Raw genomic sequence first — 20,879 nt, 5'->3', positions numbered from 1 at the left:
GGGCCGCGCCGGGGGGTGTCCGTCCTCGGAACCGCGCGGGCTGCCAACTGGGTCCTTACCGGGGTTTTCCGCGCGAACCACTGCGGGCGGACACCCCCCGACACGTCCCCTTCCGTCGTACGGCGACCGCGGGCCGTCGGCGGCTGATCGCCCCAGCTGCGGGCAGTCGTGCCGCTGGGGCCAACGGCCCGGGCCCGCACCCACGCCGGTTACCGGCGGGGTCAGGCCGTTGCTGCCGGTGGGGCGAGTTGGGTGGTGAGCCACGTGGGGACGCCGCCCAGGAGGCGGAACAGGCGGCGGGCCTCCTCGCGGAGGCGGGACGCCTCCGGTTCGGGTTCGGTGGCGGCGAGGGAGACCAGCGCGGGCGCCGTGCCGACGAGGTAGCCCAGCTCCTCCCGGATGCGCAGGGACTCCGAGAAGCCGTGCCGCGCCTCCGCGAGGTCACCGTCGCGCAGGGCGAGCCCTGCGAGGTGGCGCCAGGTGAAGGAGAGGAGGAGGGCGTCGGGGTGCGCCGTGGCGCCCGCGTGGGCGCGTCGGTAGGCCGCGCGGGCGGCCTGGGGGGCGCCCGTGAGGTTCTCGGCCAGCAGGCCCCGGCGGAAGTCGAGGACGGCGCGTCCCGGTGAGCCGGGAGGGATCAGCGCCGCCGCCCGCCCCAGCGCGGCACGCGCCTCGTCGGCGCGGTCGCGGACGCCGTGCAGCGTGGCGGCGTAGGCGAGCTGGCCGCGTTCGCAGGCCGCGGCGCCGCGTTCGTCGTCGGTGTGGGCGAGGGCCTCCGCGGTGCGCAGCGCGTCCTCGGCGTCCTCCCAGCCCTGTTCGGTGTAGAGGCAGCGTTCGACGAGGAGTGCCGCGCGTTGCAGCGCGGATCCCGCGGTGTCCGGGCGGAGGAGGGCCGCCGCGTCGGCCCAGCAGGCCCGCGAGCGCAGCCGCCATACCGCGGTCTGGAGGGGATCGTCTTCAGAGGTCGTTCCAGTACCGGACATGGCGGGATGCGCCACGTTGCCCTCCCCGAGCACGCCATCGAGCTGTTGAGTGGTGGCCGCATTCCAGCACCCTTCGGGGCACTGGGCCAAGGGGGCGGGTGAAGGAATTCACAAAGTGGGGGGAGATCCGGTCGATCAGGTTTCAGCTCATGCGCAGGGCCAGGAAGAAGTCCAGCTTGTCTTCGAGGCGGGACAGGTCACGGCCCGTCAACTGCTCGATGCGGCCCACGCGGTAGCGCAGCGTGTTGACGTGCAGGTGGAGCCGGGACGCGCAGCGGGTCCAGGAGCCGTCGGAGTCGAGGAAGGCCTCCAGGGTGGGGATCAGCTCGGCGCGGTGGCGGTGGTCGTACTCGCGCAGCGGGTCCAGGAGGCGGGCGGTGAAGGCGCGGCGGACGTCGTCGGGGACGAAGGGCAGGAGGAGGACGTGGGAGGCCAGTTCCTGGTGGCCCGCCGCGCAGACGCGGCCGGTGCGGGCCGCGGCCACCCGGCGGGCGTGCCGGGCCTCCTCCAGGGCGCCGCGCAGACCCTCCGCCGAGTGCACGGCGGCGGAGACGCCGAGGGTGAGACGGCCGTCGTCGTTCAGGCCGGCGGTCAGGGGGGCGCGGATCGCGTCCAGGAGGGTGTCGGCCAGGACGCCCTGTTCCGAGCCGTCGTGTTCCGTGGAGACCGCCGGGAGGGGCACCAGGGCGATCGCCTCGTCGCCGGTGTGGGCGACGGCTATGCGGTCGGAGGGTTCGGGGCCGGTGGTGAGGGGGTCGACGAGGATCTCCTCCAGGAGGGACTGGGCGGTGGGGCCCGTCTGGAGGGTGTCGTCCTGCCATTCGACCCGGGCCACGACCACCTGCCAGTGCGGGGCCGCGCCCAGGCCGGGGAGGAGGACGGGGGCGGCGACGCGCAGGCGGGCGGCGATCTCGGCGGGGGCGGCGCCCGTCTGGACCAGTTCCAGGACCTCCTGGGCGAGGCGGCGGCGTACCGTGCGGGCCGCGTCGCGGCGGTCGCGTTCCACGGCGATCAGCTGGGTGACGCCGTAAAGGAGGTCGAGGCGTTCCTCGGGCCAGTCGCCCGCGTCCGCCTCGACGGCGAGCAGCCAGTCCGACAGGACCGTCTCCCGGACGTCCCGGGATGCCTGGGAGGTCTGGGGGGAGCGGGGGGCGGTGCGGATGGGGAAGAGGGAGTAGGGGGTGGCGCCCAGGAGGACGCGGTGGGGGGCCCGGCGGCCCGTGCGGGTCGCCGAGAGGTGTTCCGCCGCCAGTTGGGCGCAGGTGTCCGGGGGGAGCGGAGGGCCGCCCACCTTCGGGCCCGCGATCAGGCGGCCGGTGGGGGAGAGGACCCACGCGCGCAGGTCCAGGTCGGAGCCTAGGAGGTCCAGGACCACGTCGGGGCCGCCGCCCGCGGGCCCCGAGGTCATCATGCGGCGGTGGCGGTCGACGACGGCGGCCAGGTCGCCCGCCCGTTCGCCGGAGACCTGGCGTACGACGTGTTCGGTGATCGTCGCGAAGGCGACGGACTCGTGGACCGCGAAGAGGGGCAGGCGGTGCCGGGCGCAGGCCACGATCAGGTCGTCGGGTACGTCGCCCAGTTCCGCCTCACCGGCCGCGAGGGCCGCCACCCCGGCCTGGGCGAGGATGCGCACGAAAGGGTCCGAGTCGGCGGCGTCGCGGCGCCAGGCGAGGCCCGTGAGGACCAGTTCGCCGCCGGAGAGGTAGCGGCTGGGGTCCCGCAGGTCCGTGGTCATCACGCCGCGCACGGTGCGGTCCAGCTCCTCCTCGCCGCCGAGCAGCCGCAGCCCCAGCGCATCGGTGTCCAGCAGTGCGCGCAGCCGCATGGTTGTCGCCGCCGTTCTTTGTCTCGAAACCTACGATGGATCTTGGGTGGGTGGGTGTGGGTGCGAGGACGGCCGGGGGCCGTCGGGCGTCGGCTCTCGAGGGGCCCCTGGTCAGGGGGCCGTCTCGCACGTTTCCACAGGAGAACGCGGAGGTTACTGATCGCCTCCGTTCATACGAATCTACAAGATGACCGCACTGGCCAGCCAACTCCTTCATGGTTTCCGTGACTGACCCGGGCGGAGGACGGCGCTGTGTACTGGCGTCACCGCGCGTGAACAGCACATGAACGAGCCTCGCCCGCCGCACACGGATTGGCTCAATCCGAATGACCCACGAGACGAAGAAGAGAGCCGGTCATGGACTTCCTTCGCCCCGCCAGTTGGGGGGAGGCGCTCGCCGCGAAAGCCGAGCACCCCACCGCTGTGCCGATTGCGGGTGGCACCGATGTGATGGTCGAGATCAACTTCGATCACCGTCGGCCCGACTGTCTGATGGACCTCAACCGCATTCCCGATCTCTTCGAGTGGGAGGTGGGGCAGGAGCGGGTGCGGCTGGGGGCCTCCGTTCCCTACAGCCGGATCATGGAGCGGCTCCGCGCCGAGCTGCCCGGGCTCGCGCTCGCCTCGCACACCGTCGCCTCCCCGCAGATCCGCAACCGCGGCGGCGTCGGCGGCAACCTCGGCACCGCCTCCCCGGCCGGTGACGCCCACCCGGCGCTGCTCGCCGCCGGGGCCGAGGTGGAGGTCGAGTCGGTGCGTGGCGTGCGGATGATCCCGATCGACCGCTTCTACACCGGCGTGAAGCGCAATGCGCTGGCGCCCGATGAGCTGATTCGCGCCGTCCACATCAAGAAGGCCGAGGGGCCCCAGCAGTACGCGAAGGTGGGCACCCGCAACGCCATGGTGATCGCCGTGTGCGCCTTCGGGCTCGCCCTGCACCCCGGGAGCCGTACGGTGCGCACCGGGATCGGCTCCGCCGCGCCGACGCCCGTGCGCGCGGTCGCCGCCGAGGAGTTCCTGAACGCGGCGCTGGCGGAGGGCGGCTTCTGGGACAACGGCAAGGTGATCACTCCTTCCGTCGCCCGGCAGTTCGCCGAGCTGTGCGCCGGTGCCTGCAACCCGATCGACGACGTGCGGGGCACGGCCGGTTACCGCCGTCACGCCGTGGGCGTCATGGCCCGCCGGACCCTGACCTGGGCCTGGGAGTCGTACCGCGGCACCGCCCGCGCCACGGAGGGAGTCGCCTGATGCGCGTCAATTTCACGGTCAACGGCCGTCCGCAGGAAGCCGACGACGTCTGGGAGGGTGAGTCCCTGCTGTACGTGCTGCGGGAGCGGCTCGGGCTGCCCGGGTCCAAGAACGCCTGTGAGCAGGGTGAGTGCGGTTCGTGCACCGTGCGCCTCGACGGGGTGCCCGTGTGCTCCTGTCTGGTGGCCGCAGGGCAGGCCGAGGGCCGCGAGGTCGTCACCGTCGAGGGGCTCGCCGAGTACGCCAGGCAGCGGGCCTGCGCGGCGGGTGGTACGCCGCCGGACCCGGAGGCCGGTGCGGAACTGTCGCCCGTGCAGCAGGCGTTCATCGACGCCGGCGCCGTGCAGTGCGGTTTCTGCACGCCGGGGCTGCTGGTCGCCGCCGACGAGATGCTGGAGCGCAACCCCAACCCGAGCGACGCGGACATCCGCGAGGCGCTGTCGGGCAACCTGTGCCGCTGCACCGGCTACGAGAAGATCATGGACGCGGTCCGGCTGGCGGCCGCCCGGCAGGGAGAGGCGGTCTGACCCATGCCGACCAACGGTGCACCCACGAAGATCACCCAGGCGTCGCGGACCAGGGGCGGCATCGGTGAGTCGACGCTGCGGCCGGACGGCACCCTCAAGGTCACCGGCGAGTTCGCGTACTCGTCCGACATGTGGCACGAGGACATGCTCTGGGGGCAGATCCTGCGGTCGACCGTCGCGCACGCCGAGATCGTGTCGATTGATACCAGTGAGGCGCTTGCGCTGCCTGGTGTGTACGCCGTCATGACGTACGACGATCTGCCGACCGAGGTGCGGCACTACGGGCTGGAGATCCAGGACACGCCTGTGCTGGCCCACGGCAAGGTGCGGCACCACGGGGAGCCCGTCGCCATCGTCGCCGCCGATCATCCGGAGACCGCACGTCGCGCCGCCGCCAGGATCAGGGTGGAGTACCGGGAGCTGCCCGTCGTCACCGACGAGGCTTCCGCCGTGGCGCCGGACGCCGTTCTCGTGCACGAGGATCGTGATGATCACCATGCCGGGCACGTGCCGCATCCGAACATCGTCCACCGGCAGCCCATCGTGCGCGGTGATGTGACCGAGGCCAGCAAGCGGGCCGATGTCGTCGTGCGCGGCGAGTACGTGTTCGGGATGCAGGACCAGGCCTTCCTCGGGCCCGAGTCCGGGCTCGCGGTGCCCGACGAGGACGGCGGTGTGCAGCTGTACGTCGCCACCCAGTGGCTGCACAGCGATCTGCGGCAGATCGCCCCGGTGCTCGGGCTGCCCGAGGAGAAGGTGCGGATGACGCTCTCCGGGGTCGGCGGCGCGTTCGGCGGGCGGGAGGATCTGTCGATGCAGATCCACGCCTGCCTGCTGGCGCTGCGGACCGGCAAGCCGGTGAAGATCGTCTACAACCGGTTTGAGTCGTTCTTCGGGCACGTCCACCGGCACCCCGCCAAGCTGTCCTACGAGCACGGGGCCACCAAGGACGGCAAGCTCACCCATGTGAAGTGCCGGATCGTGCTGGACGGCGGCGCCTACGCCTCGGCCTCTCCGGCGGTGGTGGGCAATGCCTCGTCGCTCGGGGTCGGGCCGTACGCGGTCGACGACGTGGAGATCGAGGCCATCGCCCTCTACACGAACAACCCGCCCTGCGGGGCCATGCGCGGCTTCGGCGCCGTCCAGGCGTGCTTCGCCTACGAGGCGCAGATGGACAAGGTGGCGAAGCGGCTGGGCATGGATCCGGTGGAGTTCCGGCAGCGCAACGCCATGAAGCAGGGGACCCTCATGCCGACGGGACAGCCCGTCGACTCCCCGGCGCCGGTCGCCGAACTGCTGCGCCGGGTCAAGGCGATGCCGATGCCGCCGGAACGGCAGTGGGAGTCCAGCGAGGGCGCCGACGTACGGCAGCTGCCCGGCGGTCTGTCCAACACCACGCACGGCGAAGGCGTCGTGCGCGGGGTCGGCTACGCGGTCGGCATCAAGAACGTCGGTTTCTCCGAGGGGTTCGACGACTACTCCACCGCCAAGGTGCGCATGGAGGTGGTCGGCGGTGAGCCCGTCGCCGTCGTGCACACGGCGATGGCCGAGGTCGGGCAGGGCGGTGTCACCGTGCACGCCCAGATCGCGCGGACCGAGCTGGGCGTCACCCAGGTCACCATCCACCCGGCGGACACCCAGGTCGGCAGCGCCGGGTCGACGTCCGCGTCCCGGCAGACGTACGTCACCGGGGGTGCCGTGAAGAACGCCTGCGAGATCGTGCGGGAGCGGGTACTGGAGATCGGACGCCGGAAGTTCGGGTCGTACCACCCGGCCTGGGCGACGGCCGAACTGCTGCTGGAGGGCGGCAAGGTCGTCACCGACGCCGGTGAGGTCCTCGCCGACCTGGTGGACGTACTGGAGGACGAGGCCGTCGAGGTGGAGGAGGAGTGGCGGCACCGGCCGACCGAGCCCTTCGACCTGCGCACCGGGCAGGGCAACGGCCATGTCCAGTACTCCTTCGCCGCGCACCGCGCCGTCGTCGAGGTCGACACCGAACTCGGGCTCGTCAAGGTCGTCGAACTGGCCTGCGCCCAGGACGTCGGCAAGGCGCTCAACCCGCTCTCCGTCGTCGGGCAGATCCAGGGCGGCACCCTCCAGGGCATGGGCATCGCCGTGATGGAGGAGATCGTCGTCGATCCCGTGACCGCGAAGGTCCAGAACCCCTCCTTCACGGACTACCTGCTGCCGACCATCCTCGACACGCCGATCATCCCCGTCGACGTGCTCGAACTCGCCGACGAGCACGCCCCGTACGGGCTGCGCGGCGTCGGCGAGGCGCCCACGCTGTCCTCCACCCCGGCCGTCCTCGCGGCGATCCGCGAGGCGACGGGGCTGGAGCTGAACCGTACGCCGGTACGTCCGGAGCACCTCACCGGTACCGCGTGACAGACCCTCCGGGCGGCGCACGGAACGTCACACACTCCGCGCCGCCCGGAGTACCCAGATCGTTCGTCTCGGGCCGTCCCCCGGGTCGTGCGGCCGAAGCACCATCCCAAATCCCGTGACCACGCACGTGGCACACGGGTGCCCCTGTGAACCTTGGGAGTAGGCCCACATGACCCAGCAGTCACTGGAGCCGAAGACCGTCTCGGACGACGCGGGTGCGGGAACCCGCGTCCCCGCCGGACGCTCTTGGCTCGACCGGTACTTCCACATGTCCGACCGTGGATCGACCCTCGCGCGTGAGGTGCGCGGCGGCATCACCACCTTCATGGCGATGGCGTACATCCTCCTGCTCAACCCGCTGATCCTGTCCGGTGAGGACGCGGCCGGGAACACCATGGGCCAGCAGGCCCTGATCACCGCCACCGCGTTCGCCGCGGCGCTCTCCACGCTGCTGATGGGGTTCGTCGGCCGGGTGCCGCTCGCCCTCGCCGCCGGGCTGTCCGTCTCCGGGGTCCTCGCCTCCCAGGTCGCGCCGCAGATGACCTGGCCGCAGGCGATGGGCATGTGTGTGATGTACGGCGTGGTCATCATGCTGCTGGTCGTCACCGGCCTGCGAGAGATGATCATGAACGCGATCCCGCTGGCCCTGAAGCACGCGATCACCATGGGCATCGGGCTGTTCGTCGCCCTCATCGGCTTCTACAAGGCCGGTTTCGTGCACCAGGGCGAGGGCACGCCGGTCACCCTCGGCCCGGCCGGTGAGCTGGCCGGATGGCCCGTGCTGTTGTTCGCCGTCACGCTGCTCGGCATCTTCATGCTCCAGGCCCGCGGCGTCCCCGGCGCCATCCTCATCGGCATCCTCGGCGGCACCGTGCTCGCGGTGCTCCTCAACGTGCTCGACGTCATCGACCCCGGGCAGTGGGCCGGGGGCGCGCCCGAACTGCACGGCAGCGCCGTGTCCATGCCCGACTTCAGCCTCTTCGGCGACGTCGAGTTCGGCGGCTGGGGCGAGGTCGGCGCCATGACGGTCGGCATGATCGTGTTCACTCTGGTCCTCGCCGGGTTCTTCGACGCGATGGCCACCATCATCGGCGTCGGCACCGAGGCCAGGCTCGCCGACGACAAGGGACGGATGCCGGGGCTGTCCAGGGCGCTGTTCGTCGACGGCGCGGGCGGCGCGATCGGCGGGGTCTCCGGCGCCTCCGGGCAGACCGTGTTCGTGGAGTCGGCGACCGGCGTCGGCGAAGGCGCCCGTACCGGCCTGTCGTCGGTGGTCACCGGGCTGTTCTTCGCCGCCTGCCTGTTCTTCACGCCGCTGACGGCGATGGTGCCCGGCGAGGTCGCGGCCGCCGCCCTGGTGGTCATCGGCGCCATGATGATGATGAACGCCCGGCACGTCGACTGGGCCGACCGCGCCACCGCGATCCCCGTCTTCCTCACCGTCGTGATCATGCCGTTCACGTACTCCATCACGGCCGGGGTCGCCGCGGGCGTCATCTCCTATGTGGCGATCAAGGCCGCACAGGGGAAGGCTCGGGAGATCGGCGCCTTCATGTGGGTGCTGACCGTCGTCTTCGTCGTCTACTTCGGCCTCAGCCCGATCGAGAGCTGGCTGGGCGTGCGCTGACGGCTCCCCGAACCCTTTTCCCACACCGCCACCGCTGACAAGGAGACCGAGAGATGCTGGACATCGCCGAGGAGCTGCACCGGTGGGTCGAGCAGGACCGTGACTTCGCCGTGGCCACCGTGGTCGCGGTCGGCGGCAGCGCCCCGCGCCAGCCCGGCGCCGCGCTCGCGGTCGACGCCGAGGGCACGGCGGTCGGCTCGGTCTCCGGCGGCTGTGTGGAGGGCGCGGTCTACGAACTGTGCCAGCAGGCGCTGACCGACGGGGAGCCCGTGCTGGAGCGGTTCGGCTACAGCGACGAGGGCGCCTTCGCCGTCGGCCTCACCTGCGGCGGGGTCATCGACGTCCTGGTGACCCCGGTGCGGGCCGGGGACGCGGTACGGGCGGTGGTGGCCGGTGCGCTGGCCGCCACCGCCGCGGGGGAGACGACCGCCGTGGCGCGGATCGTCTCCGGCCCCGCCGAACTGCGGGGGCGGGCCCTGGTGGTCCACGCGGACGGCTCCCACGACGGCGGCTTCGGCGGACACCCGGAGCTGGACCGCACGGTCGCGGCCGAGGCGCGCGCCTACCTGGACGCCGGACGCACCGGCACCCTGGAGATCGGCGAGCAGGGCTCGCGGTGCGGTGCGCCGCTCACCGTCCTGGTGGAGTCGTCCGTCCCCGCCCCCCGCATGATCGTCTTCGGGGCGATCGACTTCGCGGCGGCGCTGGTACGGGTCGGCAAGTTCCTCGGCTACCACGTGACGGTGTGCGACGCGCGGCCCGTCTTCGCCACCCGGGCACGCTTCCCGGAGGCGGACGAGATCGTCGTCGAGTGGCCCCACGAGTACCTGGAGCGCACCGACGTCGACGCCCGCACCGTGCTGTGCGTCCTCACCCACGACGCCAAGTTCGACGTCCCCCTGCTCCGGCTCGCCCTCAGGCTCCCCGTCGCCTACGTCGGCGCCATGGGCTCCCGCCGCACCCACCTCGACCGCAACGCCCGGCTGCGCGAGGTCGGCGTCACCGACCTGGAGCTGGCCCGGCTGCGGTCACCGATCGGTCTCGACCTGGGCGCGCGCACGCCGGAAGAGACCGCGCTGTCCATCGCCGCGGAGATCGTCGCCAACCGGCGGGGCGGCAGCGGGGCCTCGCTCACCGGTGCGCACACGCCGATCCACCATGACGCGCCGTCGGGTGCGGCGGGGCGGATCGGGTCGGTGGCCTGACGGGGCGGGTCAGGGCAGCCGCCCCTTGGCCTCGCGGACCGTGTCCAGCAGTTCCTCCAGGGCGTCGACGAGATCGCCGAGCACCTTGCGGCCCTTGAAGGCGTCGCCCCGGGCCATCGCCGTCTCCACGTCCCCCGCGCGGTCCGCCACCGCCCGCAACGGCCCCAGGACGTCACTGACCTCCTGGTGGGCGCCCGCGGACGCCATCAGCGCGTTGCGCAGGTCCGTCCCGAAGCGGGCGGCGCGCAGCCGGATGGCCATCGCCGTCGCCATCGGGATCTGCTCCAGCGGCGCCGCGGTCAGCTCGCGCAGGCGCGGCCCGAACGTCCCCCAGATCTCCAGGAGCAGCCTCCGCAGGGCCTGGTCGTCCCCCGGGGTGTCCTGCCGCGCGGGCGGCGGACCGACGTACGCCACGACCGGCGCCGCCGGCTCCGGGGCCGTACGGAGGGACACCGGGGCGCCCTCGACGGGCCGCCTCACCGCCACGTCGTCCAGGTACGCGCCACACGCCTCCGCGGCCAGCCGGAAGAACCACCAGCGGTCGCGGTCCGAGTAGCCCTTACGGCCCAGGAACATCAGCGCGCACGCCTGGAGCGCCAGGTACCACTGGCGCCGCCAGTCGCGCTGGATGCGGTGCCGCTCGCCCCAGCCGGACCAGGCGTCGTGGACCGTAGCCACCAGCGCCGCGAGCCCCTGCGGGACCAGCGTGCCGTCGCAGGGCGTGCGCAGCAGCCCGGGGACCAGCTCGGCGCGAGCCTCGTCGTCCATGTGCGGCAGGTAGGACGCGACCAGGCAGAGCAGCAGGTGTGCCGGGTCGCGGGCCAGCAGCGCGTCGGCGGCGAAGCGGGACAGGTCGATGAGCACGAAGTCGTCGTCCCCGGCCGCCGGTTGCCGCGGCACCATGATGTTGCCGGGGTGCAGATCGCCGTGCGCCCGGCCGCGCTGGGGGACGGCGACCTGGTGCCGGGCCAGGTCGGTGCCGGGGCCGAGGGCGAGGGGGTTGGGCACCGGCCGGTCGGCGCCGGGCAGCGACAGCCACGGCGGGCCCGAGGGCCCGGGGAGCAGGTGACCGGTGACCCACTTGAGCAGGGAGCCCTCGTCAGCGAGACGCCGGTCGAGGATGTCACCGACGAACTCCGCCGCCGTACGCTCCACCACCGTGGGGTCCTCCGGGTTCCAGCCCTCCAGCACCCCGGTGACGATCCGTGCGGCCAGGTGCGGCAGCCGGCGCCGGTCCGCGCCCGCCAGCGTCACCGCGTCCTCGTCACCGGCGGGCAGCTGGAACATCACCCAGGTGCCGTCCACCTTGTGCGGTTCCAGGGCGAGACCGACCAGATGCCCGTCCACGAAGGGCGCGTTCCATTCCGTCCGGGCCAGCAGCGCCGCCTTGTGCCGACCCGGCTCGCCGACCGTCTCGTCCGACGGCGCCAGCATCTTCACGATCATCCGGCCGCCCTGCCGCCCGGGGTCCAGCTCCCGCACGTAGGCCGAGACCAGTACGCCGCCGCTGCCGCCCGCGTCGATCGGGGTGACCGCCTTCAGCTCGCGGTGCGTCTGCCGCTCCCAGTCGGCCAGCGCCTTCCTGACGGCCTCGACGGCGGACACGTCCGGGGCGCCGGTGGAGGAACGATCCATGACCTCAGTATGCGGCGCCCCCACGCACCCGTACCCCGGGCCCCGCCCGCCGTGCCCGGGCGTGACAATTGCCGTACCGGACAAGGGGGATCACCACATGTCAGCTCGCGTACGACGACCACGTCCACGTCGGACACGGGTGCTCGCCGGCACGGTCGACGCCGCCACGCTGCGGGCCGCGATCACCGGGGCGGCGGACTCCGGCGCCGCGATCGCCCACGACGGCCTGCACGTCACCGGCGAACTCGACCTCTCCCACTGCCGCCTGGGCACGCCGCTCGCGCTGACCGGGTGCGTGTTCGACAGCCCGGTGCGGCTGACGGGACTCACGGCCCCGGCACTGGACCTGTCCGGCTCGACGATGCCCTCCCTCCACGCCGACCAGCTCGTCCTCGACGGGGAACTACGGCTGTCCGGCGCACGGCTGGGGGACGGGGAGTGCGAACCCCGGCCGCTGACCGAGCCCGTCGCGGGCGCCGACGGGGGCCGTGCGCCGCGCCGCCTGAGGGAAGGGGCCGCACGGGGAGTCGTCCAGCTCGCGGACGCCCGGGTCGGAGGCAACCTGCTCGTCGAGGGGACCACCGTGACGGGCGGCGGCCCCTGGTCGCTGCTCGCGCCCCGGCTGTCGGTCGGCGGTTCGCTGCACGCCCGCGAACTGCGCACGTCCGGCGCCCTGTACCTGCGCGACGCCCGCGTCACCTACGCCGTGAACCTGCACGCCGCCGACGTCGGCGGCATCGACGCCACCGGTCTGGTGTGCAGCGGCGGCTTCTACGCCGACTGGGGCTTCCGCAGCGCGGGCCAGGTGCTGCTGCGGTCGGCGGACGTCGGGGGCGTCGTCACCTTCCACGACGGCGTCCTCGCCGAACCGGCGGGCGCGCTGCTGCTCAGCAGACTGCGCACATCCCGGCTCCGGGTCGATCTGCGGCAGCCGCCGCACGGCCCGGTGGTCCTCCAGGACGCCACCGTCGACGTACTCGTGGACGCCGAGGACACCTGGGCGTCCCCCGGAGCCCTGCACCTGGAGGGCTTCACCTACCAGCGCCTGGAGAGCGCGCGGCCCGTCACGGTGCGGGCCCGGCTGGAGTGGCTGACCCGTGACCCGCACGCGGGCGCCGGGTCATTCGAACAGCTCGCGAGGTCGTACGAGGCGGCCGGTGACGAACGCGCGGCCCGCACCGTACGGCACGCCCGGGAACGGCATCTGCGGCGTCGGGACAGCCTCACCGGCCGGGTGTGGGGCGTCGTGCAGGACGCGTTGTTCGGGTACGGCTATGTGCCGCGGCGGGCGCTGCTGTGGCTGGTCTCGCTGGCCGCGGCGGGCTCGCTGTGGTTCGCGCGGCACCCGCCGCGCCCGGTCGGCGGGGACGCGCGCCGCGCCTGGGACCCCGTCCTGTACAGCCTCGACCTCCTGGTCCCCGTAGCGAGCCTCGGCCACCGCGGTGCCTGGGACCCGGTGGGCTTCGACAAGGCCGTGGCCGTCTTTCTCACCGTCTGCGGCTGGGTGCTGGCCACGGCGGTGATCGCGGGGGCGCGGCGGGTGCTGTCGCGAGGGTGAGCCGAGGCCGGGGCGCGGGGTGCCCGGTGCGAGTACGCTCGGAGCGGGCGGCGGTCTGTCGGTGACGGCACGTCAGCTTCGGTGGGCGGGGGCGGCGTTGCCGACGAGCGGGGGCCTGGGGCGGTTCATGGGGCACACGGAGTACTGGGTCGCGATCTCCCACGAGGGCACGCTGCTCGGCGGCGGCCTCCTCGTGACCAGGTCCTGCGCGCTGACCTCCACGGCCTGCCTGGGCGGGCGCCGGCCGGGCGACCCGGTCGATGTGCACACGGCGCAGGGCGACCTGTTGCCCGGCAGGGTCGACGAGGTCGCCGACGACGTCGGACTGGCCCTGATCTGCGTGCTCCCGGACCCGCACGTCGACTGCGCGACACCGCGGGCCGACCAAGTCGTCAAGGGCGACAGCTGGCACGCCCCGTTCCGGCCCGCCGTGACCGCGGCCTATCTGGACGGCACCGTGGACGAGGTGGCCCACGACCGGCGCAACGGCGACGGCCGCGCCGTCAGTGTCCTCGAACTCGCCAGCAGCCGACCGGTCGCCGAGTACGACGGCTACGCGGGCGGCCCGGTGGAACGGCGGACAGACGTGGCCGAACCGGCGCTCCTGGGCGTCGTACTCGACTCCGAGGCCGCCGCCCTGCTGCGGGACGGCACGGAGGGTGAGCTGGCCGCCTGTGCCATCGACAGCGCGTTCGGACTGTTCCGGGCCCTGTCCGCGCGGGCCCTGCTGGGCGCGCTCAGGGAGGGGCCCTGGTACCTCCCCGACGCCGCGCCCGCGCCCCGGCGCCCCGCCGAGCGGCGCCGCCCGGAAACCGGGCCGCTCCCGGACGAAGGGCTCGCCCGGTCCCTCGCGGCGACCCGTCATGTGCTGAGCGAGTTCAAGGACATGGCGGACGAAGGGCTGGTCGACCCGCTGTACGTGTCCCCCATGCAGGTCCGGTTGATGGAGTGGGTGGTGCGGACCGCGCAGGGTGAGGAGGAGGCGTTGTGATCGACTCCTTCTCCGCCGCGGCGGACTCCGCCGAGGAGGCGCTGCGCGATCCGACGGGCCTGCGGTTCACCCATCTGCCGGGTCTGATGGCGTTCGTCGCGGGCGTACGCGCCGACGAGTTCCCCGCCGACTGGGGTCCCGACGAACTCGCGGCCGGGGTGCGGCTGTGCCACACCCTGCACGGACTGGGGCTGCGGGGGGAGGCGGAGCGCCTGTTCGAGGTGTTCACCCGGCATCTCTCCGAAAGGGTGCTGCGCGGCGACGAGGTCCTCGGTCCGGCCAACGCCCTGGCGGTGCTGGGCGTGTCGCTCGGGCAGTCGCAACTCGGCTGGCTGGCCTTGCAGGCGGTCTTCGACAGCGACCCGCTGGCGGACGGGCCGCTGGTCGCCGTCGCCTCGGTGAATCTGGCCGCTCTGAGTCTGCTCCACGGTGATCTGGACGGCGCGGACGCGCATGCGCGCAGGGCACGGCAGGCGCTGTCGACCGCCGACCCGTACGAGGTGCGGGAGGCGCGCCGACTGCTGGCCGCCGTGGATCTGCAACTCGCCAGGGCGATCCGGGAACAGCCGGTCGACCGTGGGCTGCGGCGGATGCTGGGCCGTGCCCGGGGCGCGGGCGAGACCGCGCGCTTCGACGAACTCGCCGACAGTGTCGGGAAACTGCTGCGCGACCGGGGCGGGGAGAGTCCGGAGGCCTTTCTCGCCGTGGCCCATCTCGCCGTGGCGCGCGCCCAGACCGAGACCCGGGCGCCCGACGGGCGGCAACTGGAGGCGGCCCTGAGGGTCCTGGAGATCGCCGCCCTGCGACTCGACGCGATGCTGGGCGCCGACCATCCCAAGGTGCTCGCGGTGCGGGCCGATCTCGCGGCCGTGCAGGTGGAGGCGGCGCGGGCCGCCCGGTCCCCCGAGCGGCTGGAGCGGGCCGTGGGGGCGCTGCGGGCCGTCGTCGCACGGCTGGACCTCCGCCTCGGTCCGCGACATCCCCGGTCGGTGGCCGCGCTCGCCAACCTGGTCACCGCGCAGGTGGAGTCGGTGGTCGCCGCGGACGAGCCGGGGAAGGCGGAACGGACCGCGGAACTCCTCGCCGAGCAGGCCGCGCGGTCCGCACGGGTGCTCGGCGCGGGCCATCCGGTCACGCGCCTGGCCCGCGCCTCCTCGGCCACCTGCCGCCGTATGGCCACCGGGGAGGACGACGCCGGAGGGGGCTCCACCATGCTGCTGACCCGGCGGGACATGCCGGGGGAGTGGCTGACCGACGGCACGGCCTACCGCGCCTTCGAGGACGGGATGCGGGAGATGGGCGGGGACGAGGTGGTCCTGCCGTACCTGGAGGACTCCGGCCTCGGCGGGACCGGTCGGCCGACTGCCGTCGTCTACCACCGGGACGTGCCGTCCTGGAAGGGCACCTCCGGACTCACGGTGCACGATGCCCGGGTCAGGCGGTGGCTCAACGCCGTGAGTGTCGGCGTCGGCTCCGGTCTGGGGGCCTCTTTGCCAAGTGCTCAGAAAGAGCCGAGTGCTCAGAAAGAGTTCTGACGCCTCACGGCATCCGCAGCAACCGGTCCGCCGCCCGGCCGAAGACGATCTCGGACGTCCGCTTCAGCGCGGGATCGACGAGGCGGGGCAGGAAGCGCAGGCCGATCTCCTCGCGCCAGGTCACCCGTGACCGGCCGCCCGGTTCGGGTGAGACCTCGATCTCGGCCCAGCCGAGCACGGTCCGGCCCCGCTTCTCCAGGCGGCAGTGGCCCGGGGCGGTGGTCGTCGGGGGCTGCCAGTCCACGACCTCCATGCGGTCGTCGACGGTCAGGGGGCCGACGCCGGAGCGGGCGACGAACAGCGTGCCCGGGCCGGTGGGGGGTGCGGTGAGGACCGTGACGCGGGTGAGGGGGACGACGGCGCCGTGGCGGGTCCAGTCGGTGAGGCGGCGCCAGGCCTCGGGCGGGGGGAGCGGTGCCGTGCGGTGGAGGAGGAAGGTGGCCACGGGAGGAGCTTAGGCAGCGCGGGACGGTGCGGCGCGGGGCGGTACGGCGCCGGGGACGGATGATTCACCATCTGGTGCATAGATATCCAAAAGCGTTTCTTTCGATGCGGAAGGGTGCGGGTGGGGTACTCGCGGCGGCACTTCGGTGACCGCGCGACAGTAAGGAGCCACCCGTGAACGGACGTGCGAATGTGCGGGCGACCGCGGGGACGGAGCGCCCCGCGTGGCGGCGGGTCCTGGTGACGGGCGGCGCCGGGTTCGTCGGGTCGCACCTGTGTGCCCGGCTGCTCGGCACCGGTGCCGAGGTGGTGTGCCTGGACAACCTGTCCACCGGCGCCCGCGCCAACGTCGTCGACCTCGAAGGCCTACGCGGATTCGACTTCGTACGCGCCGACGCCACCGATCCCGCGACCTGGCGGGCCCTGTCCGGCCGCTTCGACCTGATCCTGCACTTCGCCTGCCCGGCCTCGCCCGCCGACTACCTGCGGCTGCCGCTGGAGACCCTCGACGTCGGCAGCAACGGCACCCGGCACGCCCTGGAACGGGCCCGGCGCGACGGTGCCCGGTTCCTGCTCGCCTCCACCTCCGAGGTGTACGGCGACCCGCTGGAGCACCCGCAGCGCGAGACGTACTGGGGCAACGTCAACCCGGTCGGGCCGCGCAGCGTCTACGACGAGTCCAAACGGTTCGCCGAGGCCCTGGTCGCCGCGCACCGCCGGGTGCACGCCACCGACGCGGCCATCGTCCGCATCTTCAACACCTACGGGCCCCGGATGCGCACCGGCGACGGCCGCGCCGTGCCCACCTTCGTCGCCCAGGCGCTGGACGGCGTCCCGCTGACCGTCGCCGGGGACGGCAGCCAGACCCGTTCGCTGTGCTACGTCGACGACACCGTCGACGGGATCCTGGGGCTCGCCGCGTCCGGTGCCCCCGGGCCGGTCAACATCGGCGGCGGTGACGAGATCACCATGCTGGAGCTGGCCCGCCACATCGTCGACCTCACCGGGTCACGGTCCCGCATCCGGTTCGTGGACCGCCCCGTGGACGACCCCGGCCGTCGCCGCCCCGACACCCGGCTGGCCCGGGAGCTGCTGGGCTGGCAGCCGCGCGTCGACTGGCGTGAAGGGCTGGAGCGGACCGTCGGGTGGTTCGCGCGTTCGGTCGCCGCCTGAGCGGTGAACCCCGCCAGCCTCAGTTGTCACAGAAGGTCACACAGCGGCTCATACAGGGAGAAGTTGTCTCCAAGTGTTTGAGACAGCCTCAAACTGGCACCCGCGTTAGCCGAGTCCCCCCGCATGTCGTACGGGACGGAGCCCCCCATGCGCATCCTTGGTATCAACGCCCTGTTCCACGACCCGGCCGCCGCCCTGGTCGTCGACGGCCGGACCGTCGCGGCAGCCGAGGAGGAGCGCTTCAGCCGCCGCAAGCACGGCAAACGCCCGGTGCCGTTCTCGGCCTGGGAGCTGCCCGAGCTGGCCGCCCGCTGGTGCCTCGCGCACGGCGGACTGCGGGCGGACGAGCTGGACGCCGTCACCTACTCCTACGACCCGGCCCTCGCCCGGCCCGCCCGTGACCTGGGCCTGAACGACCCGTGGGACCCCCTGCGCCAGGAGTACGCGCGCCGCGCCCCCGAGTTCCTCGCCGAGACGCTGCCCGGACTCGACCCCGAGAAGGTCGTCTTCGTACCGCACCACGTGGCGCACGCCGCCTCCGCCGGACCCGCCTGCCCGCACCCGGACAGCGCCGTCCTCGTCCTCGACGGGCGCGGCGAGGCCGCCTCCCACCTCGCGGGCCGCTACCAGGAGGGCACCCTGCGCACCCTCGCCGCCCAGTCGCTGCCGGACTCCCTCGGCCTGGTCTACGAGGAGCTGACCGAGCACCTGGGCTTCCTGCGCAGCAGCGACGAGTACAAGGTCATGGCCCTCGCCTCCTACGGCAAGCCGCGCTTCCTGCCCCAGCTGCGCCAGTACGTCCACGCCACCGGCGACGGCGGCTTCCGCGCACACGGCGTGGAGTGGGCCGAGCTGGCCCCCGCCCGCGCCCCGGGCGAGCCGTGGTCGCAGGACCACGCCGACCTGGCCGCCAGTACGCAGGCGGTGCTGGAGGAGACCCTGCTGGAGCTGGTGACCTGGCTGCACACCGAGGCGGGCGGCGACGCCCTCGCCATGGCGGGCGGGGTCGCCCTGAACTGCGTCGCCAACTCGAAGATCGCCGCGCGTGGCCCGTACCGGCACGTGTGGGTGCAGCCCGCCGCGGGGGACGCCGGGACCGCCCTCGGCGGCGCCCTGCACCTGACCCGCGACCCCCAGCCGATGCCCGGCGCCGACCTGGGGCGCGGCTGGAGCGACGAGGAGCTGCGGGCCTGGCTCGACACCGCCGCCGTACCGTACGAGCGGCCCGCCGACATCGCCGAGACGGTCGCGGAGGAGCTGGCCCGGGACGGCGTCGTCGCCTGGTTCCAGGGGCGGAGCGAATACGGGCCGCGCGCGCTCGGACACCGGTCGCTGCTCGCCCACCCCGGGCGCGCCGAGAACCTGGAGCGGCTGAACGGCGTCAAGGGGCGGGAGGAGTTCCGGCCGGTGGCGCCCATGGTGCTGGCCGAGCGGGCGCCGGAGCTGTTCCACGGGCCGATGCCGAGCCCGTACATGCTCTTCGTGCACGACGTCGTACGGGAGTGGCGCGAGCGCATCCCGGCCGTCGTGCACGTCGACGGCACCGCCCGCATCCAGACCGTCGACGAGCGGCGGGAGCCGCTGGTGGCGCGGATGCTGCGCGGCTTCGAGCGGCGCACCGGGCTGCCCGTCGTCGTCAACACCAGCCTCAACACCGCGGGGCGGCCCATGGTCGACGACCCGCGCGACGCCCTGGAGTGCTTCGGCTCGGCACCGGTGGACCTGCTGGCCATCGGACCGTACGCGGTGCGCCGGGGCCGGGCCTACGACGGGACGCGGGCCTACAACGGGGGAGGCGGGGCATGACCGACTACGCCGTGGTGATCCCCACCCTCGTGCGGGACACCCTCGCCGACTGCCTCGCCGCGCTCGCCGCCGCGACCGGTCCCAAGCCCAGGGAGATCGTGCTGGTCGACGACCGGCCCGACCCCGACCGGGCCGACCTCCAGCACCCGCTGAGCGTCCTCGGCGACCTGCGCGAGCGTACGACCGTGCTCCGGGGCGGCGCCCGGGGGCCCGCCGCCGCCCGCAACACCGGCGCCCGCGCCGTCACCGCCCCGTGGGCCGCCTTCCTCGACGACGACGTGCAGGTGGGTCCGCACTGGTGCGAGCAGCTCACCCAGGACCTCGACGAGGCGGGCCCCGACATCGCGGGCGTCCAGGGCGTGATCGCCGTACCCCTGCCGGGGGCGCGCCGCCCCACCGACTGGGAACGCAACACCGCCGCCCTCGCGCAGGCCCGCTGGATCACCGCCGACATGGCCTACCGCACCGACGCCCTCAAGCAGGTCGACGGCTTCGACGAACGCTTCCCGCACGCCTTCCGCGAGGACGCCGACCTCGCGCTGCGGCTGCTCGACGCGGGCTGGCGGATCCGGCAGGGCCGCCGCACCACCCGGCACCCGGTGCGGCCCGCCGACCGGTGGGTGTCGCTGCGCTCGCAGCGCGGCAACGCCGACGACGCGCTGATGCTGAGCCTGCACGGCCCCAACTGGTGGCACCGGGCGGTCGCGCCACGCGGACGGCTGCGCGGCCACCTCGCCGTCACCGGCGCGGGCGCCGCCGCCGTCGTACTGGCGCTGGCCGGACGGCGCGGGGCCGCCGGGGTGGCCGCCGCCGGGTGGGCGCTCGGCACCGCCGAGTTCGCCTGGTCGCGGATCGCGCCCGGGCCGCGCACCCGGTACGAGATCACCACGATGGCCGTCACCAGCGTGCTGATCCCGCCGCTGGCCAGCTGGCACTGGCTCAGCGGACGGTGGCGGTACCGGGACGCGCCGCCCTGGCCGGAGGTGGCGCGATGACCGTGCGGGCCGTGCTGTTCGACCGGGACGGCACCCTCGTCGAGGACGTCCCCTACAACGGGGACCCGGAGCTGGTGCGGCCGGTACCCGGCGCCTGGGCGGCGCTGCGGCTGCTGCGGTCGCGGGGGATCCGCACCGGCGTCGTCACCAACCAGTCGGGTGTCGCCCGAGGGCTGCTCACCGAGGCCCAGGTACGGCAGGTCAACGAGCGGATCGACGACCTCCTCGGGCCGTTCGACGTGTGGGCGGTGTGCCCGCACGGGCCCGACGACGGCTGCCACTGCCGCAAACCCGAGCCGGCGCTCGTGCTGTGGGCCGCGGGACGGCTGTGCACCGACCCCGCCGACTGCGCCGTGGTCGGCGACATCGGCGCCGACGTGGAGGCCGCCCGGCGCGCCGGAGCCCACGGCGTCCTCGTCCCCAACGGCCGCACCCGCCCCGCGGAGATGGCCGCCGCCGCCCACGTGGAACCCGACCTGACCGCCGCGGTCCGGGCCCTGCTCGCCCCCCAGCCGTCCGGGAGGCCGGTGTGAACGCCCTCATCGTCCGGCCGCGCGCCGACGTCGCTCCGGCGGTGCGGGCGCTGTTCGCCGGTCCCGCCGTCCGGACCGCGCCCGTGCGTGCCGGCCTCGCGTCGGCGGTGCGGGGCCTGGTCGGTGGTCCGGCTGTGCGGGTTGAGGCCGTGCGTGGTGGTCATGTCTCAGCGGTGCGGGCCTTGTTCGCCGGTCCGGCTGTCCTGGTTGGGGCCGTGCGCGCCGACGTCGCTCCGGCGGTGCGGGCGCTGTTCGCCGGTCCCGCCGTCCGGACCGCGCCCGTGCGTGCCGGCCTCGCGTCGGCGGTGCGGGGCCTGGTCGGTGGTCCGGCTGTGCGGGCTGGGGCCGTGCGTGGTGGTCATGTCCCGGCGGGGCGGGGCCCGCTTTCCGTCCTGAGCTTCGGGAGGTC

At 73.8% G+C, this 20,879-nt stretch carries 17 protein-coding genes; 12 read left to right on the top strand and 5 right to left on the bottom strand.

Features of this window, described 5'->3' with window-relative positions; genetic code table 11:
- Positions 1–221 precede the first annotated feature (221 nt).
- Entirely contained in the window at positions 222–980 is a 759-nt protein-coding gene (locus KBY47_RS31160) for a hypothetical protein (RefSeq protein WP_210927074.1), read from the bottom strand.
- Between the two features lie 142 nt (positions 981–1,122).
- Entirely contained in the window at positions 1,123–2,805 is a 1,683-nt protein-coding gene (locus tag KBY47_RS31155) for a PucR family transcriptional regulator (RefSeq protein WP_210927072.1), read from the bottom strand.
- 357 nt (positions 2,806–3,162) lie between these two features.
- Here KBY47_RS31155 and KBY47_RS31150 point away from each other — a divergent pair, with 357 nt between their 5' ends.
- From KBY47_RS31150 to KBY47_RS31130, 5 genes are all read left to right on the top strand, one after another.
- A complete protein-coding gene (locus tag KBY47_RS31150; protein WP_210927070.1) occupies positions 3,163–4,053 on the top strand; it encodes a xanthine dehydrogenase family protein subunit M in 891 nt (296 codons plus the stop codon).
- On the top strand, positions 4,053–4,580 hold the full coding sequence (locus tag KBY47_RS31145) for a (2Fe-2S)-binding protein (RefSeq protein WP_210927068.1): 528 nt from the start codon (positions 4,053–4,055) through the stop codon (positions 4,578–4,580). Before KBY47_RS31150 ends, KBY47_RS31145 begins: the two co-directional genes overlap by 1 nt.
- 3 nt (positions 4,581–4,583) lie before the next feature.
- Positions 4,584–6,968 (top strand): xanthine dehydrogenase family protein molybdopterin-binding subunit, encoded by a 2,385-nt coding sequence (locus KBY47_RS31140; protein WP_210927066.1) that lies wholly within the window; start codon positions 4,584–4,586, stop codon positions 6,966–6,968.
- A 169-nt stretch (positions 6,969–7,137) separates the two neighbouring features.
- Positions 7,138–8,595, top strand: a complete 1,458-nt coding sequence (locus tag KBY47_RS31135; protein WP_210927064.1) for an NCS2 family permease — start codon at positions 7,138–7,140, stop codon at positions 8,593–8,595.
- A gap of 53 nt (positions 8,596–8,648) precedes the next feature.
- Positions 8,649–9,800 (top strand): XdhC family protein, encoded by a 1,152-nt coding sequence (locus tag KBY47_RS31130; RefSeq protein WP_210927062.1) that lies wholly within the window; start codon positions 8,649–8,651, stop codon positions 9,798–9,800.
- 9 nt (positions 9,801–9,809) lie between these two features.
- Here the strand turns inward: KBY47_RS31130 and KBY47_RS31125 are convergent, their stop codons facing one another.
- Positions 9,810–11,435 carry a hypothetical protein gene (locus KBY47_RS31125; protein ID WP_210927060.1) on the bottom strand — a complete coding sequence of 542 codons (1,626 nt, stop codon included), beginning with the start codon at positions 11,433–11,435 and terminating at the stop codon, positions 9,810–9,812.
- Positions 11,436–11,574: 139 nt separating this feature from the next.
- Here KBY47_RS31125 and KBY47_RS31120 point away from each other — a divergent pair, with 139 nt between their 5' ends.
- From KBY47_RS31120 to KBY47_RS31110, 3 genes are all read left to right on the top strand, one after another.
- Entirely contained in the window at positions 11,575–12,993 is a 1,419-nt protein-coding gene (locus tag KBY47_RS31120; protein ID WP_210927058.1) for a hypothetical protein, read from the top strand.
- A gap of 127 nt (positions 12,994–13,120) precedes the next feature.
- A complete protein-coding gene (locus KBY47_RS31115) occupies positions 13,121–13,984 on the top strand; it encodes a hypothetical protein (RefSeq protein WP_210927056.1) in 864 nt (287 codons plus the stop codon).
- Positions 13,981–15,519, top strand: a complete 1,539-nt coding sequence (locus KBY47_RS31110; RefSeq protein WP_210927053.1) for a hypothetical protein — start codon at positions 13,981–13,983, stop codon at positions 15,517–15,519. Before KBY47_RS31115 ends, KBY47_RS31110 begins: the two co-directional genes overlap by 4 nt.
- A gap of 4 nt (positions 15,520–15,523) precedes the next feature.
- On the opposite strand, the gene KBY47_RS31105 is transcribed toward KBY47_RS31110, so the two are convergent.
- A complete protein-coding gene (locus KBY47_RS31105) occupies positions 15,524–15,964 on the bottom strand; it encodes an SRPBCC family protein (RefSeq protein ID WP_210927051.1) in 441 nt (146 codons plus the stop codon).
- Between the two features lie 173 nt (positions 15,965–16,137).
- Between KBY47_RS31105 and KBY47_RS31100 the strand changes: the two genes are divergently transcribed.
- From KBY47_RS31100 to KBY47_RS31085, 4 genes are all read left to right on the top strand, one after another.
- The gene (locus KBY47_RS31100; RefSeq protein ID WP_308405359.1) at positions 16,138–17,136 is read left to right on the top strand and encodes an SDR family oxidoreductase; all 999 of its coding nucleotides are present in this window, start codon (positions 16,138–16,140) and stop codon (positions 17,134–17,136) included.
- A gap of 147 nt (positions 17,137–17,283) precedes the next feature.
- A complete protein-coding gene (locus KBY47_RS31095; protein WP_210927050.1) occupies positions 17,284–18,942 on the top strand; it encodes a carbamoyltransferase C-terminal domain-containing protein in 1,659 nt (552 codons plus the stop codon).
- Entirely contained in the window at positions 18,939–19,937 is a 999-nt protein-coding gene (locus tag KBY47_RS31090) for a glycosyltransferase family 2 protein (RefSeq protein WP_210927048.1), read from the top strand. Before KBY47_RS31095 ends, KBY47_RS31090 begins: the two co-directional genes overlap by 4 nt.
- A complete protein-coding gene (locus tag KBY47_RS31085; RefSeq protein WP_210927046.1) occupies positions 19,934–20,470 on the top strand; it encodes an HAD-IIIA family hydrolase in 537 nt (178 codons plus the stop codon). The genes KBY47_RS31090 and KBY47_RS31085 overlap by 4 nt, the downstream gene beginning before the upstream one ends.
- A gap of 167 nt (positions 20,471–20,637) precedes the next feature.
- On the opposite strand, the gene KBY47_RS31080 is transcribed toward KBY47_RS31085, so the two are convergent.
- A complete protein-coding gene (locus tag KBY47_RS31080; RefSeq protein ID WP_210927044.1) occupies positions 20,638–20,832 on the bottom strand; it encodes a hypothetical protein in 195 nt (64 codons plus the stop codon).
- Positions 20,833–20,879 lie beyond the last annotated feature (47 nt).

The sequence above is a fragment of the Streptomyces sp. B93 genome (assembly GCF_018070565.1).
GTDB lineage: Bacteria > Actinomycetota > Actinomycetes > Streptomycetales > Streptomycetaceae > Streptomyces.
This window is presented reverse-complemented; position numbering and strand designations above follow the sequence as displayed.